The sequence below is a fragment of the Desulfobulbus propionicus DSM 2032 genome (genome assembly GCF_000186885.1).
Classification (GTDB): domain Bacteria; phylum Desulfobacterota; class Desulfobulbia; order Desulfobulbales; family Desulfobulbaceae; genus Desulfobulbus; species Desulfobulbus propionicus.
In genome coordinates, this window is sequence record NC_014972.1 from 1,608,466 (window position 1) to 1,624,680 (window position 16,215).

At 59.3% G+C, this 16,215-nt stretch carries 9 protein-coding genes and 1 tRNA gene; 6 read left to right on the forward strand and 4 right to left on the reverse strand.

Going from position 1 to position 16,215, the window contains the following annotated elements; translation table 11 throughout:
• Nucleotides 1-22 precede the first annotated feature (22 nt).
• Together DESPR_RS07050 and DESPR_RS17175 are read left to right on the forward strand one after the other, a co-directional pair.
• Nucleotides 23-2,020, forward strand: coding sequence for a methyl-accepting chemotaxis protein (locus DESPR_RS07050; RefSeq protein WP_015724119.1), 1,998 nt, complete (start codon nt 23-25; stop codon nt 2,018-2,020).
• Between the two features lie 208 nt (nt 2,021-2,228).
• Nucleotides 2,229-5,666 carry a PAS domain S-box protein gene (locus tag DESPR_RS17175; protein ID WP_015724120.1) on the forward strand — a complete coding sequence of 1,146 codons (3,438 nt, stop codon included), beginning with the start codon at nt 2,229-2,231 and terminating at the stop codon, nt 5,664-5,666.
• A gap of 34 nt (nt 5,667-5,700) precedes the next feature.
• Here DESPR_RS17175 and DESPR_RS07060 read toward each other — a convergent pair whose 3' ends face one another.
• The 4 genes from DESPR_RS07060 to DESPR_RS07075 form a co-directional block, all read right to left on the reverse strand.
• The gene (locus tag DESPR_RS07060) at nt 5,701-7,083 is read right to left on the reverse strand and encodes a DUF3999 domain-containing protein (protein ID WP_015724121.1); all 1,383 of its coding nucleotides are present in this window, start codon (nt 7,081-7,083) and stop codon (nt 5,701-5,703) included.
• Entirely contained in the window at nt 7,080-9,749 is a 2,670-nt protein-coding gene (locus DESPR_RS07065; RefSeq protein ID WP_015724122.1) for a DUF2339 domain-containing protein, read from the reverse strand. The genes DESPR_RS07060 and DESPR_RS07065 overlap by 4 nt, the downstream gene beginning before the upstream one ends.
• A gap of 255 nt (nt 9,750-10,004) precedes the next feature.
• Nucleotides 10,005-11,054: a cytochrome-c peroxidase gene (locus DESPR_RS07070; protein ID WP_015724123.1), complete on the reverse strand. Its 1,050-nt coding sequence runs from the start codon at nt 11,052-11,054 to the stop codon at nt 10,005-10,007.
• Nucleotides 11,055-11,226: 172 nt separating this feature from the next.
• Nucleotides 11,227-12,795, reverse strand: coding sequence for a sensor domain-containing diguanylate cyclase (locus DESPR_RS07075; RefSeq protein ID WP_015724124.1), 1,569 nt, complete (start codon nt 12,793-12,795; stop codon nt 11,227-11,229).
• 453 nt (nt 12,796-13,248) lie between these two features.
• Between DESPR_RS07075 and DESPR_RS07080 the strand changes: the two genes are divergently transcribed.
• The 4 genes from DESPR_RS07080 to rpmI all read left to right on the forward strand — a co-directional run bounded on the left by DESPR_RS07080 (nt 13,249) and on the right by rpmI (nt 16,158).
• Nucleotides 13,249-13,323 (forward strand) — tRNA-Val (locus tag DESPR_RS07080).
• Nucleotides 13,324-13,384: 61 nt separating this feature from the next.
• The gene (thrS, locus tag DESPR_RS07085) at nt 13,385-15,310 is read left to right on the forward strand and encodes a threonine--tRNA ligase (RefSeq protein WP_015724125.1); all 1,926 of its coding nucleotides are present in this window, start codon (nt 13,385-13,387) and stop codon (nt 15,308-15,310) included.
• Entirely contained in the window at nt 15,270-15,887 is a 618-nt protein-coding gene (gene infC / locus DESPR_RS07090; RefSeq protein WP_245529493.1) for a translation initiation factor IF-3, read from the forward strand. Before thrS ends, infC begins: the two co-directional genes overlap by 41 nt.
• 73 nt (nt 15,888-15,960) lie before the next feature.
• Entirely contained in the window at nt 15,961-16,158 is a 198-nt protein-coding gene (rpmI, locus tag DESPR_RS07095; RefSeq protein WP_015724127.1) for a 50S ribosomal protein L35, read from the forward strand.
• Nucleotides 16,159-16,215 lie beyond the last annotated feature (57 nt).

Here is a 16,215-nt window from a genome sequence, read left to right on the forward strand (position 1 = left end):
CACCCTAACTCAAGGAGGAAAAATGAACATTCGATCCATTGGTTTTCGGCTCATTGTCGGTGGCTGCCTGGCGGTGGCCCTGCCGCTTGCCGTTGTCGGCTATCTCGCGGTGTCGAAGTCCTCGACCGCGTTGAGCGATATCGCCCGAAACAACGCGGCGTCCCAGGCGCAGAAGTTGGCCACGGTTATCGAGGCCACCTTGGATGCCCAGGCGAAAACCGCGGCCGCGCACGCGGTCGACACCAATGTCCGCTTGATCGGCCAGAAGGTCAAGGAAGCGGGCCTGGAAGGGGCGGCAACCGATATCGCCCAGCTTCGGCAACAGATGAAGGACAAGTTCAAACAGCTGGACAGCAGTTATTTGGGCATCTTCGTCACCGATGCCAAGGGCTACATGTATACCGGTGAGTTGGCCAGCGGCGAGGAGTATAAGGGGGTCAACCTGGCGGACATGGACTATTTCCAAAAGGCCAAGAACAGTGGCAAGGCGGTGGTCGGCGACGTGGTCTACTCCAAGGTCACCAACGATGTCATTTATGTGCTCTGCGCGCCGATCTTTTCCTATACGGGCGAGTTTCTCGGTATTTTCGGTTTGTCGCTCAAGGCCCAGCCGCTGATGAGCCACGTGGCCACAGTCAAGGTCGGCAACTCCGGCTACGCCTTCATGTGCGACCAGAACGGCTTGATCATCGCCCATCCCAAGAAGGAGCTGGAGATGAAGCTCGACCTCAAGACCCTGGCCGACATGGACAAGATCACCAAGGCGATGATGGCCGGGGAGCAGGGAGCGCGGGACTATATTTTCCAGGGCGTGCCGAAGATTGCCGGGTTCGCGCCGGTGCCCCTCAAGGGATGGAGCATCGCCGTCACCCAGGATGAGGCGGAGTTTTTGGCTGCTGCCAATTCGATCAGAAACAGCATCCTGTTGATCACCCTGGTGGCGGTGGCCTTGGTGTGCGGACTGGTGCTGCTCTTTTCCCGCAGCATCACCGTGCCGCTGAAGAACGCGGTCGAGGGACTGAAGGATATCGCCCAGGGAGAAGGAGATCTGACCATGCGCCTGCGGGTCAATTCCCGCGACGAGATCGGCGAACTGGCCCGCTGGTTCAACCTCTTTATCGAGAAACTGCAGGGCATTGTCGGTGAAATTGCCGGCAACACCCGATCCATCGACGCCTCGTCCAACGACCTCGCCCGGATTGCCGCCGATCTCTCCAGCAGTTCCGAGGACACCTCGCAGCGGGCCGACAGCGTGGCCGCCGCCGCCGAGGAGATGACGGTCAATCTCAACAACGTGGCCGCAGCCATGGAACAGTCCACCACCAATACCTCGATGGTGGCCAGCGCCGCCGAGGAGATGACCGCCACCATCGGCGAGATCGCCAACAACGCCCAGAAGGCCCACACCATTTCCCTGGCCGCGGTCGAGCAGGCCGGTTCGACCTCCTTGAAGATGGCCGAGCTGGGCAAGGCCGCCCAGGCGATCGGCAGGGTCACCGAAGCGATCACCGAGATCTCCGAGCAGACCAACCTGCTGGCGCTGAACGCCACCATCGAGGCGGCCCGGGCCGGCGAAGCGGGCAAGGGATTCGCGGTGGTGGCCAACGAAATCAAGGAACTGGCCAAACAGACCGCCGTCGCCACCCAGGACATCAAGCAACAGATCGGCGAGGTCCAGGACACCACATCGACCACGGTCACCGAGATCAACCAGATTTCCGAGGTCATCAACAATATCAACGAAATCGTGGCGGTGATCTCCACCGCGGTGGACGAGCAGCGATCGGCCACCCAGGAGATCGCCAACAATATCGCCCAGGCCTCCCAGGGGATGAACGAGGTCAACGAGAATGTCAGCCAGAGTTCCCTGGTGGCGGCCTCGATCACCAAGGACATCAGCACGGTCAATGGCGCGTCAGCCGAGATTTCCAGCAACAGCCAGCAGGTGAAGACCAGCGCCGACGATCTGCAGCGGTTGGCCGCCACCCTCAAGGCTATTGTCGATGGATTCAAAATCTGACCAATTGCCCCTGGTCGGTGCCGATCGATGAGCAGGGTTTCTAACCTCGGCGTGCGAGGTCTTCGGCGCTACGGCGGTGAAAACGAAGCGTGGAAGACCGGTTGTGCCGAAGAAGCAGGGCGGCCGCCGGGAGGTACGGCGGCCGTTGTCCGCAAGGCCAGCCGGGCCGGAGCGTCCCTGCGGCGTCACCCGGGGGGAGAACGAACCAATGCGGCCTGAGCAAAAAAACGTCTCCCTGTGGGGCGTGGCCGCCATCGTCGCGCCGCTCGCGCTTCTGCTGGCCATCGGTCTCTGGGTGTACCGGACCGAAGCCGCCTCGGCCCGGGACAAGGCGGAACAGCAATTGGCCGCCATCGCCCACCTCAAAGTGGATCGATTGGTGGCCTGGCAGCGGGAGCGGCTGGACGATGCAGCCGCTCTTGGCGCCGACGCCCTGTGGCTTGGCCAGACGGCACGCTTCTTGGCCACGGCCGATGCACGGTTGGCAGGTCAACTGCGCAACCGTCTGCGCACCGTTGGCGCGCCTGGCCAGTACGTGGAGGTCCTGTTGGTCGATGCCGCGGGCCGCGTCCGCTTGAGCACAAACGGCGACTCCGAGCCGCCAGGGTACGCCGCCGCCCTGGCGCTGGCCCTGGGTCGCCGCCATCCTGTGTTCAGCGATCTGTTCGTGACGCCTCATTGCCGTTCACCCCGCGTTGCCCTGATCGCGCCGTTTTTTGTTCCCAATCAACGCACCGGACTGCCGCTGGGAGCGGTGGTGCTGATCAGCGATGCCGTGCAATGCTTTCAGTCATGGCTCCAGCCGTGGGGGCCACCCGGCGCGACCGGCGAAATCCTGCTTATTCGGAGAGACGGCAGTCCGCTGCTGCTGGCGGAATCCTTGCCCAGGCTGTCGGTTCCGCTGCCGAGCCAGATGTCTGGGCGCCACAGTGACTCGCTGGCCGCGGCGGCGATGCAGGGGCGGATCGGCGCGATCCGGGGCAGGGATCAACAGGGCGTTGATTCGCTGGCGGTGATTGTCCCGGTGCCGGGAACCGAATGGAGAGTGATCGCCAAGGATGCGGCAGCACACGTTTTTGCCGCGTGGCGGTTTCGCGCCGCCCTGCTTTTGTTGGTCTTCGCGCTCCTCGCCGGTGGATTTGGCGGTCTGTGCCTGTTCATGCAACAGTACAACAAAAAAGTCCGATACATGGCTCTGTATGACGCCGAATCGCGTCTGCGGCACAGCATGGAGCGGCATCGCAGTACCGTGCAGGCCATTGATGACGGCATCATCGCCGCCGATGGCCAGGGGCGGATCGAACTGATCAATCCGGTGGCCGAGGCACTCACCGGTTGGCGCCAGGAGGAGGCGCTCGGCAGACCCTTGGAGGAGGTCTTCTGTCTGGTCGAGGAAACGACAGGGGAGCTGGTTCGCGGCTCCATTGCCCAGGTGCTGGGTTCAGGGACGGCGGGGGAGAGAAAGGGATATCATCTGCTTCGCGCCCGCGATGGCCGTGAACGTGCCGTCACCGGCTCGGTTGCTCCAATCCACGATGATCGGAACACACCGCTTGGGATCGTGCTGGCCTTCCGGGACCAGACCGAGGAACGGCAGGCTCAACGGCTGATGCAGGCACGGTTGTTCCTGCGCGAATACGCCTTTACCCATACATTAGAGGAGTTTTTCCTCAGGGCGCTGAAGGAAGTGGCCGCCCTGATGGAAAGTCCCCTGGTTTTTTGCCGTTGTCCGGAGCAAACCGTTTCCTCGGTAGTCATGCGCCGCCCGCCCTCGTCGAGAACCACCGCGTTCGCGCAGGCCGGGAATGGCTGGGTGACGGTCAGTGGCATTGACTGGATGGATGCCTGGTTCGATCGCCTCGGGACCGGGCAGCCGCCGGTGGTCGACGATCCTGGCGTATCGGCGGGGTCGGCGAGCGCTGTCGCTCCATGGTGGATCAAGGGGAAGGTGCTGGCGGTGCCGGTGCTGCGGGCGGGCAAGGTCCTCGCTCTCTTTGCTGTGGCTGAAAAATCGGGACACTACTCACCCCAGGAGCACGAAACACTGACGCGGATCGCCGAGTTCACCTGGCGGCTGGTTGAGCGGAAACAGGTGGAGGAGGAATTGCTGGCCAGTGAGCGGCAGTACCGGACCCTGTACCGGAGCATGATGGATGCCTTTGTGGTGACTGACATGCACGGTCATATCCGCCAATGCAACGATGCCTACTGCGCCATGCTCGGTTATGACCGCGAGGAACTCAGACGCATGCGGGTCAGTGATGTCACCCCCGCGCAGTGGCTGGCCTACGAAGACGAACAGGTGAGAAACCAGCTGATGCACGGCGGATGCTCGGGGCTCTATGAAAAGGAATATCGGCGAAAGGATGGAACGCTCATTCCTGTGGAATTGCGTACTTTTCTCCTGATTGACAACGATGGCCAGCCCGAGGGGATGTCGGCGGTTGTCCGGGACATTTCTGAACGCAAGCGTGCGGAACAGGAAGAGGCAAAACTGCTCGCCCGGTTAAGCCAGTCGCAGAAAATGGAGTCCGTGGGCCAATTGGCCGGCGGGGTGGCCCACGATTTCAACAACATGCTCAGCGTCATCCTCGGCTATGCGGAACTGGCCCTGCGCAAGATGGAGGTGCCCGAGCCCCTGCATGGCTATCTTGAGGAAATCGTCAAGGCTGGCAGGCGTTCCTCCGAAATCACCCGCCAACTGCTGGCCTTTGCCCGTCAGCAGACCATTGCCCCGAGGATCCTGGATCTGAACGAGACGGTGGAAGGCATGCTTAAAATGCTGCGCCGGCTGATCGGCGAGGATGTGGTGCTCAGATGGGTGCCAACCCCTGACCTGTGGCCGATCAGGATGGACCCAACCCAGGTGGACCAACTGCTGGCCAACCTGTGCGTCAATGCCCGTGACGCCATTGCCGGTGTGGGCAATATCACCATCGAAACGGGCAGAGCCACCTTTGATCAGGCCTATTGCGCCGGCCGGTCCGGAGTGATGCCCGGTGATTTTGTGCTCCTGGCGGTCAGCGATAACGGCAGCGGCATCGAACGTGATCTGCTCGACAAGATCTTTGAACCTTTTTTCACCACCAAGGATGTTGGCCGGGGAACCGGGCTGGGGCTGGCGACCGTGTACGGCATCGTCAAGCAGAACGAGGGCTTTATCAACGTGTACAGTGAGCCGGGCGTCGGCACCACCTTCCGCATTTATCTGCCGCGCCAAATCGGGACGGTCGAGGATAAACCGGAAATAGAGGCGATCACGGCCATGCCGACGGGCCAGGGGCAAACCGTCCTGGTGGTGGAAGATGAGGAGGCGATGCTCACCCTGAATCGTTCGATGCTTGAGTATCTGGGCTATACGGTCCTGACCGCCGGCACGCCTGGCGAGGCCCTGCGACTGGCCAAGGCGCATGGCGCGTCCATCGAGCTCTTGGTCGTCGATGTAATCATGCCGGAAATGAACGGCCGTGAGCTTTCCAAGGAGATCGAAACCCTGTGCCCGCGGGTCAAAACCTTGTTCACGTCGGGCTATACCGCCAATGTCATTGCCCATCGGGCGGTTCTGGACAAGGGCGTGCGGTTCATGACGAAGCCGTTTTCCACCGGGGAGTTGGCGCGCAAGGTCTGGGAAACCTTGCACGGTTAGCCTGGAGGGCAAGCGCGGCCAGGACCAGCCCGGTTCAGTTCCTTTTCGCCTGCATTTCCCTGTACATGAACCGGACCATCAGGGCCAGGGCCATCACCCCCGCCACCAGTACCAGCCATAACAAAAGGGTTTTCCACGAAGTGGCCGCCAGGCGCGGCGTGAGCGCCTGCTCACCGGCCAAAACCTGGATTGGACCAGGTTCGATCGGCTTGAGCCGCGATTCGGCTCCGGTTTCCCGCAGGACGGCGAGGATCAGCTGACCCTCGGCGGGCCGCTGTCCCCCTGCCTTGACACTGCCGAAGGCCACTGTGTAGAGACCGCTGCCTCGGGCGAGGAAGACCAGCTGCAGCGGCCGCCATCCCAATTCAAGCCTGGGCGCCGGCCCGCCGTTGCCCAGGCCTGCGCCGTCGGACAGCACCCGGATCCGCCATTGGCCATCGCTGGTGGGAGGGCAGTAGATCAAGGGGTTGGTCAATGTCTTGCCCTCCTGTTCGATCCGGTAGAAATCGGCCTGGACTGCGGGTCGCCAGGGGACATCGGCGGCGGAGCGCGATTCGATTGCCGCCCGCAGCAGTGAATTGGCCGAGGGGAAACGGAGACGCAGGGCCGTCACCCTGATGTTGGCCTCGAGCCGGTATTCGAGGAGCGTCTGACTGTTTTCCTCCCGGCGGTGCACCGGATCGAGCGGCAGCCAGCGCCACTGGTCGTCGTCGGCCGCGGCACCCGAGAGGGCAGACGCCTCCCGCAGTCGCAGCGGGGTCCGGCAGTCGCGGCAATCGAGTCTGAGGTAGGGGGATGCGGTCAACGGCAAGACAATGCGGCGGGCTGTGACCTGGCCGCCGTTGTAACGGAGATCAGCCAACACCGCCTTGGTGACCAGGGGAGACCAGTGGACCAAATCAGCGCTGTGCGCAAGGCTGACGGTACACAGGCCGACTGGGCCAGCCTCGTCCCAACGCAGCTCCAATGCCGTCGGCGCGGTGGCAATCGTGCTGAGATCAAGGAGATAGGAGGACGGTGGCGCTTGCTGTCCGGCTTGATTGTCCGCATCGACGGTGACCGCCGCGCCCAGGGCATTGCGGCTGACCCGTAGGGAAAGATCGCCGCTCACCCCTTGACGGCCCTCGGGTAAGGGAAAGAAGGGCACTGCCTGCCTGCGTTCGACCGGCGGCGGGTCGAGACTGCGCAGGGCATGGGGCACGGCCTCGCCAGCGGCGTTGAACACCATGAGATCCCCCATATCCTGTCGGGTCACCGCGGCATGGACCTCCAGCGGCAGGATAAGACCGTGGACGGCATCCGGATCGGTGACCGGCACCGGGCAGCCGTAGGCAAAGTCAGTCGGGGTCAGCCGGGCGGCCCTGGCCGGCAGGACCATCGTCAGGGTCAGCAGGCCGATAAGCAGCGTAACATTCATCGGGGCAGCTCCTCGGGCTTGGGAGGGAGGGGGGCGAAAAAGCCGATGATCAGCATCAGCAGGCCAACCACCAGAAAGGACACGATGCGGCCGATGGTTCCGGTGCCGGAAAGATCGATCACAAACAGCTTGATCACCGTCAGGCACAGCAGCCCGGCACCGGTGAGCCAGACCCTGCGGTATGCCTTGCGGGCCCCCAGGATGGTCAGGGTCAGGGCCAGGACGGACCAGAGGGCCGCCACGGCGGCCTGCAGAATTGGGGAGGAGAAAAGGGCGTCGAACCGGTAGGGAACATGGGCATACCAATGGACGCAGCGACCAACCGCCACATTGAGCCAGATAAACAACAAGGCCGCGGTCGCGATCAACCCTCTCTCTCCAAACAGGCTGGATGTGGTTGGGCGCAGGGTGCGGAGGAGTGCCAGCAGGAGAATGGCCAGCTCGACCAGCTCCAGGGGATTGAGCAGCGGCAGGAAGGGCAGGGGATCGGGGTCGCCGCTGGCGGTGAAGGAGGCCAAGGTCCACAGCAGCAGGGCCAGCAAGGGGACATCGGTGGCGATACCGTGGTAGGTCGCGGCACAACGGGCCACAGGCCAGGTCAGCCGATCGCCGTGGAATTCGAGGGCAAAGAGCACGACCATGGGCACGCCGCCCCAGCAGGCCAGGGACCAGACTTCGGCGATTCCCGCCATCCGATCCACCCGCCAGGCAAGCTCGATGGCGAGCACTGCCATCAGCAACCACAGACCAAGGCTGTGCCCCCAAGGCAGTGAGCGGGGCGGTAACTGCTCCTCGAAGCGGGCCAGCAGCCCATACAGCACCGTAAAGGCCAGGGGCCAGGCCAGCCAGCCACAGCCGGCCAACAGCGATCCAGCGTTCCAACCCATGACCTGGGCGATCAGGGTGAACAGCATGATCGGCAGCAGGACCAGCAGGCCGGTGACCATCCGCTGCCAACTGAAACGGTGCGCCAGGCCCCCCAGACAGAGGGTGGTCAGGCCGGCGTAAAGAAGAAAGGCAGGCGGCAGCGTTTGGCCCTCCAGGTGATGGTCCAGATCCCGGTAACCTCCGCCGTACCACCAGCTCAACCCCCAAGCGAGCAGTAATGGCGGTAAGGGGAGCTCCCAAGGGGATGCCTGGTCGCGATACCGATCAAGCCAGAAGCTGGAGAACAGGGCGGCGCTGGCCAGCAGAGCACTGCCGAGAAAGGCCCAGTTGACCAACAGCCCGCTGTCGGCGGGCAAGACCAGGCCGTCCACGAAACTCACAGCGGCACCGATCTGGAGTAGCAGACCGAACAGCCGGGCCAGCGGCCGGTCCTGCCGCGACCCGATCCAGACCATGGCCGCGCCTTCCAAAGCCCAGGCAGCGGCGGTCCAGTTCGGGCCGAGTCCCAGGGGAATGGCCAAGCTGGCGAAGACCACGCCCAGGGCAAGAAAGGCCTCGGTCAGCAGCCGCATCCCCTCAGCCAGCTGTCTCCACAGCAGCCAGGACAACCCGACATACCAGCCGCCCAGCATCAGGGCACTCAGCGCCATGCCGTAACGGAAATCGTGCACCAGATAGGCTTGGAGGCCGCTGGCGACAATCGGCAGGCCAAACACCAACGGGCCGTCGATGAAGCCGCGCAGTCGCAGGGGCTGACGATGGGCGAACAGGACCGCGATCAGGCAGTACATCAGGAAAAAGAGGATCAAAAAGGGTTCGGTGGTGGCAAAATGGTCCGGGGTATAGGCCGAGGCTCCCCAAAGGGTGGCGATGGCAAAGGTGAAGGTAAAACCGATCAGATTGAGTTCCCGCCAAGCCTTGAACCAGGCAATGCCGAGAATGCTGCTGTTGAGCAGGGCGTAGTAGGAGAAGAGGAGTACATGGCTGCCGCTGTCGGTGGACATCAGCACCGGAGCGAGAAAACCGCCGATGGAACCGGACACCGCCAACCCCCGGGCCTCCTGCAACACCGCCAGGGCACAGGACAGCCCCACTAGGCTGATCATCACCGTTAGGGCCAGGGGCAGGGGCAGGAGATGGTAGAGCTTGGCTGCGGCAAAGACCACCAGGTACAGGACGCCGATGCCACCGCCTTCCAGACCCAGGCCATAGTTCCTGCGGCTGTGGCGCAGTCGCCAACCGGCGGCCAGCAGGATCAGACCGCCCAGGGCCACCCCGGCCAGGCGCAGTTCGATGGGGATCAGGGTGCGCTGGGCCGCATACTTGAGCAGGAAAGCCACCCCAAAGAACAGGACCACCAGGCCGATTTTGAGCACCGGATTGCCGCTGGTGAAAAAGGTGACTACCGGCGCAGTCAAACCGGCCAAGAGGCCGCGAACCGGTACCTGGTCAGGGGATGGTGGCGGAGGTTTCCCCTCCGGAGCCGCTCGTGGGTGTTCCTCGGCGGCCGCCGCTTGTCTTGAAAACGATTTGTCCGCCGTGGGCTCACCCGGATCACGGACAAGGGGCGTCCCGTGTGTTGCTTCCGGATGGTCGTCTCGGGCGATGGCGGTCGTGGTCCGTTCCAGTCTCTCTATCCGGCGGCGGAGGGCAACCACTTCGATCGCCAGGTAAATCACCGCACCGGCGAGGAGAGCGTTGAGCAGGCTATGGGGATAGACCCGCATGCCGACACCGACGGCCAAAAGTACCGCCAGGAGGGAAAGAGCTGTTCGCATGTCCGTGCCTCGTTTCAGGTCTTGTTCAGAACCAATCCCCAGGGGGCAATCCGTGCCGCTACGGCCCGGTTGGAAAGGTCTGTCCGATTCCCGTGAGCAAAAAGCCGGACAGAAAACAGGGACGGATGATTTGATTGAAGAAATGCGCAATTGAAAACGGTGGGGAAGCCGTTTTCAGCTTTCCCACCGCTTTGAAGACGGAACTCCGCGAGATCGTGGACAAGAGACTGGGCTCCGTGTCCTTACGTTGCGGCGTTATTCCAGCGACGGCTTGGGCGTTGCCTGGGTGGGTGCCGGCAGGATGGGATGCAGCACCTGGGGCTGTTTGCCGGTGGTTGTCTTGAGAAAGGCGACAATCTTGCCGATATCCCCCTCTTTGAGGTCGGCGCCGATCTGCGAATCGTTCATCACCTGCACCGCTTCTGCCAATTCCCAAACCACGCCTGAATGGAAGTAGGGCGGTGTCAGCTCGATATTGCGCAACGAGGGTGATTTAAACGAGAATTCGTCGTCCTTGGCCTGGGTAATGGCAAACCGACCCTTGTCGCCGGCGATGATTTTTTCACTTGGTTTGTTGACCACCCCCAAGGGGTAGTACTGATCACCGCCCATATTGACCCCGCCATGGCATTCGACACAGCCATGGACCATGAACAGCTTCAAGCCTTCCTGTTCATTTTGGGCCAGCGCCTTGGCATCGCCCTTGAGAAAGAGATCGAATTTCGAGTCAGGGGTGATGAGGGTGGCTTCAAAGGCTTCGATGGCCTTGGCCATGTTGTCGAAAGTCACCGGATCGCTCTCGCCGGGGAACGATCGTTTAAACAGGGCCACGTATTCGGGCATGCTGTTGAGGGTTTTGACCACGTTTTCCGGGGTGTTGTTCATCTCCACCCCAGCCTGAATCGGCCCTTTGGCCTGCTCCGCCAGATCCTTGGCTCGGCCGTCCCAGAACTGGGCCACGTTGAAGACCGAATTGAGCACGGTCGGGGCATTGCGCGGCCCCTGTTTCCAGCCGTGACCAGTGGATGTCTGTTGGAAGTCGGCGCCAGCCATGCCGACGTTGTGACAGGTGTTGCAGCTGATTAGGCCGCTTTTCGACAGCCTGGGGTCAAAATACAGCATCTTGCCCAGTTCGATCTTGTCCGGCGTCGCCTCGTTCCCCTTGATGGCCGGCGCCTTGTCCGGGACGGGCTGGAACTGGGCCTGGGCATCCTTCATCACGGTGTCTTCGGCGTTGGCGGAAAAACCAACCGCGGAAAGAGAGAGCGTCAAGCTCAGGGCTGCGAACAGATAGGTCTTTTTCATGGTCATCCTCCATCTGGTAAAGGGTATGTTTTCCGATTCCCGGTTCCCAATGTACTACAGATGTCCGCGTTGGCAAGCATACATGCTGTAACCCGGTGCCGGCGAGGGGCCTTGTCCCTTGACAAGGCGAAAAAAAAGGGAAAACGATGCAGGATCGCTTCCGCGGCCGAGTTCACGTTCGTCTCAATCCGCCGGTCTTCGTTTGGACGGAATGATGAATGACCTGATTTCTCCCCAGTTTCTTGGCCGCATACAGAGCCGTGTCAGCCATGCCGATCAGATCGTTTTTGCTGCATGCGGTCTCGGCGGGCCGGACAGTGGCCGCTCCGATGCTGACGGTAACCCGGAAATGGCGTTCTCCGTTGAAAAAATCGTGGTCGGCGATAGCGTTGCATAACTTCCTGGCCACGGTCACCGCCCCTTCCGCATCGGTTTCCGGCAGGATAAAGGCGAATTCCTCGCCGCCGTAGCGGGCCATCAGATCGTACTCGCGAATCGCGGTCTGCGCTACCTGGCATAGTTCCTTGAGAATGAAATCGCCGATCTGGTGTCCGTTGACGTCGTTGAATTTCTTGAAGTGGTCGATGTCCGCCAACAAAAGGGAGAGCGGCGCATGATTGCGGATGGCCCGATTGATTTCCGAGTGAAGGGAATGATGGAAAAAACGATGGTTGCTGATCTCGGTCAACCCGTCGAGGTTGGCCAGCTTTTCCAGCAGGCGGTTCCGCTCGGTCAACTGCCGTCGTATCTGTTCCAGCGCGGTCTTGGCCTGGGTCAGTTCGCGGTGCATCGCTTCATAACTGAGATGAAGCAAGCTGAGTCGGATATTGGCCTCCTGGATGATCTCGGCCACCGGTCGCAACGAGGTGATGTTCACCCCAAAAAAGCGGGCTGATTTTTCGATTTCCCGGTTGATGATCTTGAGGATGGTCTTGATTTTCACGTCTTCCAGGCCGAGCAGCCGATGGGCGTGGTCCACAAACTGGCGGTGAAATCGCTCGGGATGAACGGAAAAGAAAATCCTGGTGACCAGCGCGGACAAGTGAGTGATTTTAATGGCCAGATCCTCTTTCGGATCCGTACCGGGGTAGGCAAGGGGATCGTGATGGTAGCGGATGGCGGCTAGAATGGGGGAGGGGAGTGCCCATAAACGGCCAATTTCAGCGCCAGAGATGGTGTGTGTCAGGCCAATATATTCTTCTTCCAAGGAAAGTTCGCACACCTCGGCTGAACCAGCCGTCAGGTGCTGTGTTAGCCGGTCGTAACGCCTGGGGATTGTGAGCGCGAAGATTAAACAACCGATATCCTGCAGCAAACCAATGGTAAACATTTCCTCGGGGTCCATCCGCCCGGTCTGTTCGGCAAGCAGGCGAGCGGCTGTCGCGCCAACCAGCGAGCGTTCCCAGAATTGATTGAGATCAAACCGATCGTGGGACTGTGCCTCTCCCATGGAGAGAAAAGTGAAACTCAGGACCAGGCTGCGCACCGCGTTGATCCCCAGCAGGGAGACAGCTTGACTGATCGAGCCGATCTTTTGCGGAAAACAATACAAGGCGGAATTGGCGACCTTGAGAATTCTGGCTGAAAGTGCCATGTCCTGGGCGATGAGGGTTGTCAGGTCAGGAAAAGAAATGTCGTCCTGTGAGGTAACTTCGAGGACCTTGGCGGCAACAGCTGGAAGTGTCGGCAGCGAGGCGGAGGAGAGAATCGCGTTAAGCGCTTTGTTGAGTGGCGTGGACATGACCGATGCTGTCGTTCGTGCGAGTCGGAATGGACAGGGTGGTAGCCTAACGAGAAAAAAGATTTTTTTATATCACGCCGTTCCCTGATTTGCTTCTCTCTTTTTGATGGCAGCCGCATTTAATCAAAACCGAACAGGAATCATGGCGAAGGAATGCTGAAGGAACGCAATTATCGAGGAAACCTGTCATGGCCGGTAACGCCTTGTGAGACATGCGAAAAAAAGAGTGTTGCTGGGTAACGAGACAGGTTGGGGTGAAAGGAGGGGATGAAAAAAATCGACATGAAAAATCAACGGACTGCCAACAAAAACCAAGAAAATGGGAGAGCTGGTAAACAAAAGTCTTGCGAAGGCTGCTTGAATTTGTCTTGACACTCTAATTGTTTGCTGGTATTTGACTTGCGGTTTTCAGCGGTATGCTGTATAAAAGCCATTCCAAACATCAAATGATGTAGGCGCGTAGCTCAGTGGGAGAGCGCTACCTTGACGTGGTAGATGTCGTCGGTTCGACCCCGTCCGCGCCTACCAATTTTTCAAAGGCTAGGATGCAGATTTATCTGCTCATTAGCCTTTCCTTTTTACAGGCACGATGGCAGAGATATCGGTTTCCTTACAAGACGGTGAAAATAAGTCGTTTCCGCTGGGGACAGCAGTCGCGGATGTGCTCAAGGATCTGGTTTCCGGTAAGCAGCGCAAGCAGACCGTGGCGGTGAAGTGCGACGGTCGTCTGCTGGATTTATCGACACCTCTGGCGATGGATGCGGTCATCGAACCGGTATCTGTGCACTCGGAAGCAGGTCTGGAAATTCTGCGCCATTCCACAGCTCATATCATGGCCTTGGCGGTCAAGGAGCTGTTTGGCGATCAGGTGAAAGTGGCCATCGGCCCGGCGATTGAAGACGGGTTTTACTACGATTTTGATCGGGAAAAGCCTTTTTCCTCCGAAGAATTCGAGCAGATAGAAGCCAAGATGGCGGAGCTGGCCAACGCTCGTCTCCCTTTTGTCCGGCAAGAGATGCCCAAGGAAGAGGCAATCCGTTTTTTTGAGCAGCACGGCGAAATTTACAAACTCGAACTGCTGCGGGAGATGGAAGCGGAAACCGTCAGTCTGTACACCCATGGTGGTTTCGTCGATCTGTGCCGCGGCCCCCATGTTCCGGATTCTTCCTGGATCAAAGTGTTCAAGCTGTTGCGGGTGGCAGGGTCGTATTGGCGGGGCGATGAGAAACGGCAGATGTTGACCCGCATCTATGGGACTGCCTTTGCGGACAAGAAAGAGCTGCAACAGTATCTTGCCCGGCTGGAGGAGGCCCGTAAGCGCGACCATCGCAAGCTGGGCAAGCAGTTGGGATTGTTTACCATTCAAGACCAGATCGGTCCGGGGTTGATCCTCTGGCAGCCGCGTGGCGCCCTTCTTCGCCGGCTGATCGAGGATTACTGGAAGGATGAGCACTACCGAAACGGCTACCAGTTGCTCTATACCCCGCACATTGCCCGCCAGGATCTGTGGAAAACCTCGGGACATCTTGATTTCTACGGCGAAAACATGTATTCCGCCATGGAGATCGACGAGGTGATGTATCAGTTGAAGCCAATGAATTGTCCGTTTCACATTGGCGTCTACAATGCCGACAAGCACAGTTACCGGGAGTTTCCCATTCGCTGGTGCGAGTTGGGCACGGTTTATCGCTACGAACGGACCGGTGCGCTGCATGGCCTGATGCGGGTACGTGGTTTTACCCAAGACGACGCGCACATATTCTGCCGTCCCGATCAGTTGGAAGAAGAGATATTTAACATCATTGATCTTAACTTGCATATTCTCAAGACGTTTGGGTTTGATCAATATGATGTCTATCTTTCCACCCGGCCCGAAAAGTACGTCGGTTCGGATGAGCACTGGCAGTTGTCGACCCAGGCGTTGAAGCAGGCCCTTGAGAAAAAAGGGTTGGCGTATCAGCTGGATCCGGGAGAGGGGGTTTTCTATGGCCCCAAGATCGATATCAAGATCAAGGATCAGCTGGGACGGTCGTGGCAATGCTCCACCATTCAGGTTGACTTCAATCTGCCAGAACGATTTCAGATGAACTATACCGGCGTTGATGGCGCTGAGCATCAGCCGATCATGATCCATCGAGCTTTGATGGGGTCGCTTGAGCGCTTTATCGGGGTGCTGATCGAGCACTACGCAGGTGCCTTTCCCCTTTGGCTCGCTCCGGAACAGGCGCGGATAATGAATATTACCGATGACCAGGGCGAATACTGCGAACAGGTGCATGCCCGGTTGCGGGCCATGGGCGTGCGTATTGACAAGGATGTGCGCAACGAAAAGTTGAATTACAAAATTCGTGAAGCTCAGCTGATGAAAGTCCCCTACATGTTGATTGTCGGCGAGCGTGAGAAGCAAGAAGGCACGGTTACGGTGCGAAAGAGAGATGGAGAAAATTTGCCGGCCATGACGCCGGAAGCATTCGTTGATCTCGTTATTGAGGAATGCGGACGTCGTCACGTCTGAACACAACACTACAACTGGAGGAACGAACATTAAAAAACGAGGCATTCGAAAACCTTCCACTCAGCAGGATCTGAAAATCAAAATCAACGAAGATATCGATTACCGGGAAATTCGACTCGTTGATTCCGATGGAACACAACGCGGTATCGTCAGCACCAAAGTCGCTTTGGAGGCGGCCCAGGAGCAGGGCCTTGATTTGGTCGAAGTTTCCGATAAGGCTGATCCGCCTGTGTGCCGGATCATGAATTTTGACAAGTTCCGTTACGAGCTGAAAAAGAAACAGCAGGAAGCCAAGAAAAAACAGACCGTAATTGAAACCAGAGAAATCAAGTTTAGGCCTAAAACCGAAGAACACGATTTGAATTTCAAGATACGTAAAATCAAGGAATTCCTGGCGGAAAAAAATAAAGTTAAGGTGACCATGCGTTTCCGCGGCCGCGAAATTGTCTATGCCCAGACCATAGGACTTGACGCGCTGACAAAAATCGCTGATACGTTGCGTGAAGATTGCGTGATCATTCAGGAACCCAAAATGGAAGGTCGGCAGCTCGTTATGTTTGTCGGTCCCAAAGCCTAAAGGTGCAATTCGTTATTCAATAACTACATTCCGGCCAGATGTTGGACCGGGGAAGATGTAAGGAGCGTGTACCATGCCGAAAATGAAAACCAACCGAGGGGCTGCCAAGCGGTTTAAGGCTACCGGTGGCGGACGGATCCGCCGCGCCAAGGCCTTTGCCTCTCACATATTGACCAAGAAATCAACCAAGCGGAAACGTAACCTGCGAAAATCCGCCTTGATTGCCGAAGTGGACACCAAAGCCGTACGGCGGATGTTGCCATACATGTAAGAGACGTAACGGTCTGAGCGGGATGCTCAGGCTCTGCCATCACCATCGGGAGAGTTC

Excerpts from the sequence above, each read along its gene's own strand:
- DESPR_RS07050 (WP_015724119.1), top strand. The coding sequence starts at position 23 with ATGAACATTCGATCCATTGGTTTTCGGCTCATTGTCGGTGGCTGCCTG.
- DESPR_RS17175 (WP_015724120.1), top strand. The coding sequence starts at position 2,229 with ATGCGGCCTGAGCAAAAAAACGTCTCCCTGTGGGGCGTGGCCGCCATC.
- DESPR_RS07060 (WP_015724121.1), bottom strand. The coding sequence starts at position 7,083 with ATGAATGTTACGCTGCTTATCGGCCTGCTGACCCTGACGATGGTCCTG.
- DESPR_RS07065 (WP_015724122.1), bottom strand. The coding sequence starts at position 9,749 with ATGCGAACAGCTCTTTCCCTCCTGGCGGTACTTTTGGCCGTCGGTGTC.
- DESPR_RS07070 (WP_015724123.1), bottom strand. The coding sequence starts at position 11,054 with ATGAAAAAGACCTATCTGTTCGCAGCCCTGAGCTTGACGCTCTCTCTT.
- DESPR_RS07075 (WP_015724124.1), bottom strand. The coding sequence starts at position 12,795 with ATGTCCACGCCACTCAACAAAGCGCTTAACGCGATTCTCTCCTCCGCC.
- thrS (WP_015724125.1), top strand. The coding sequence starts at position 13,385 with ATGGCAGAGATATCGGTTTCCTTACAAGACGGTGAAAATAAGTCGTTT.
- rpmI (WP_015724127.1), top strand. The coding sequence starts at position 15,961 with ATGCCGAAAATGAAAACCAACCGAGGGGCTGCCAAGCGGTTTAAGGCT.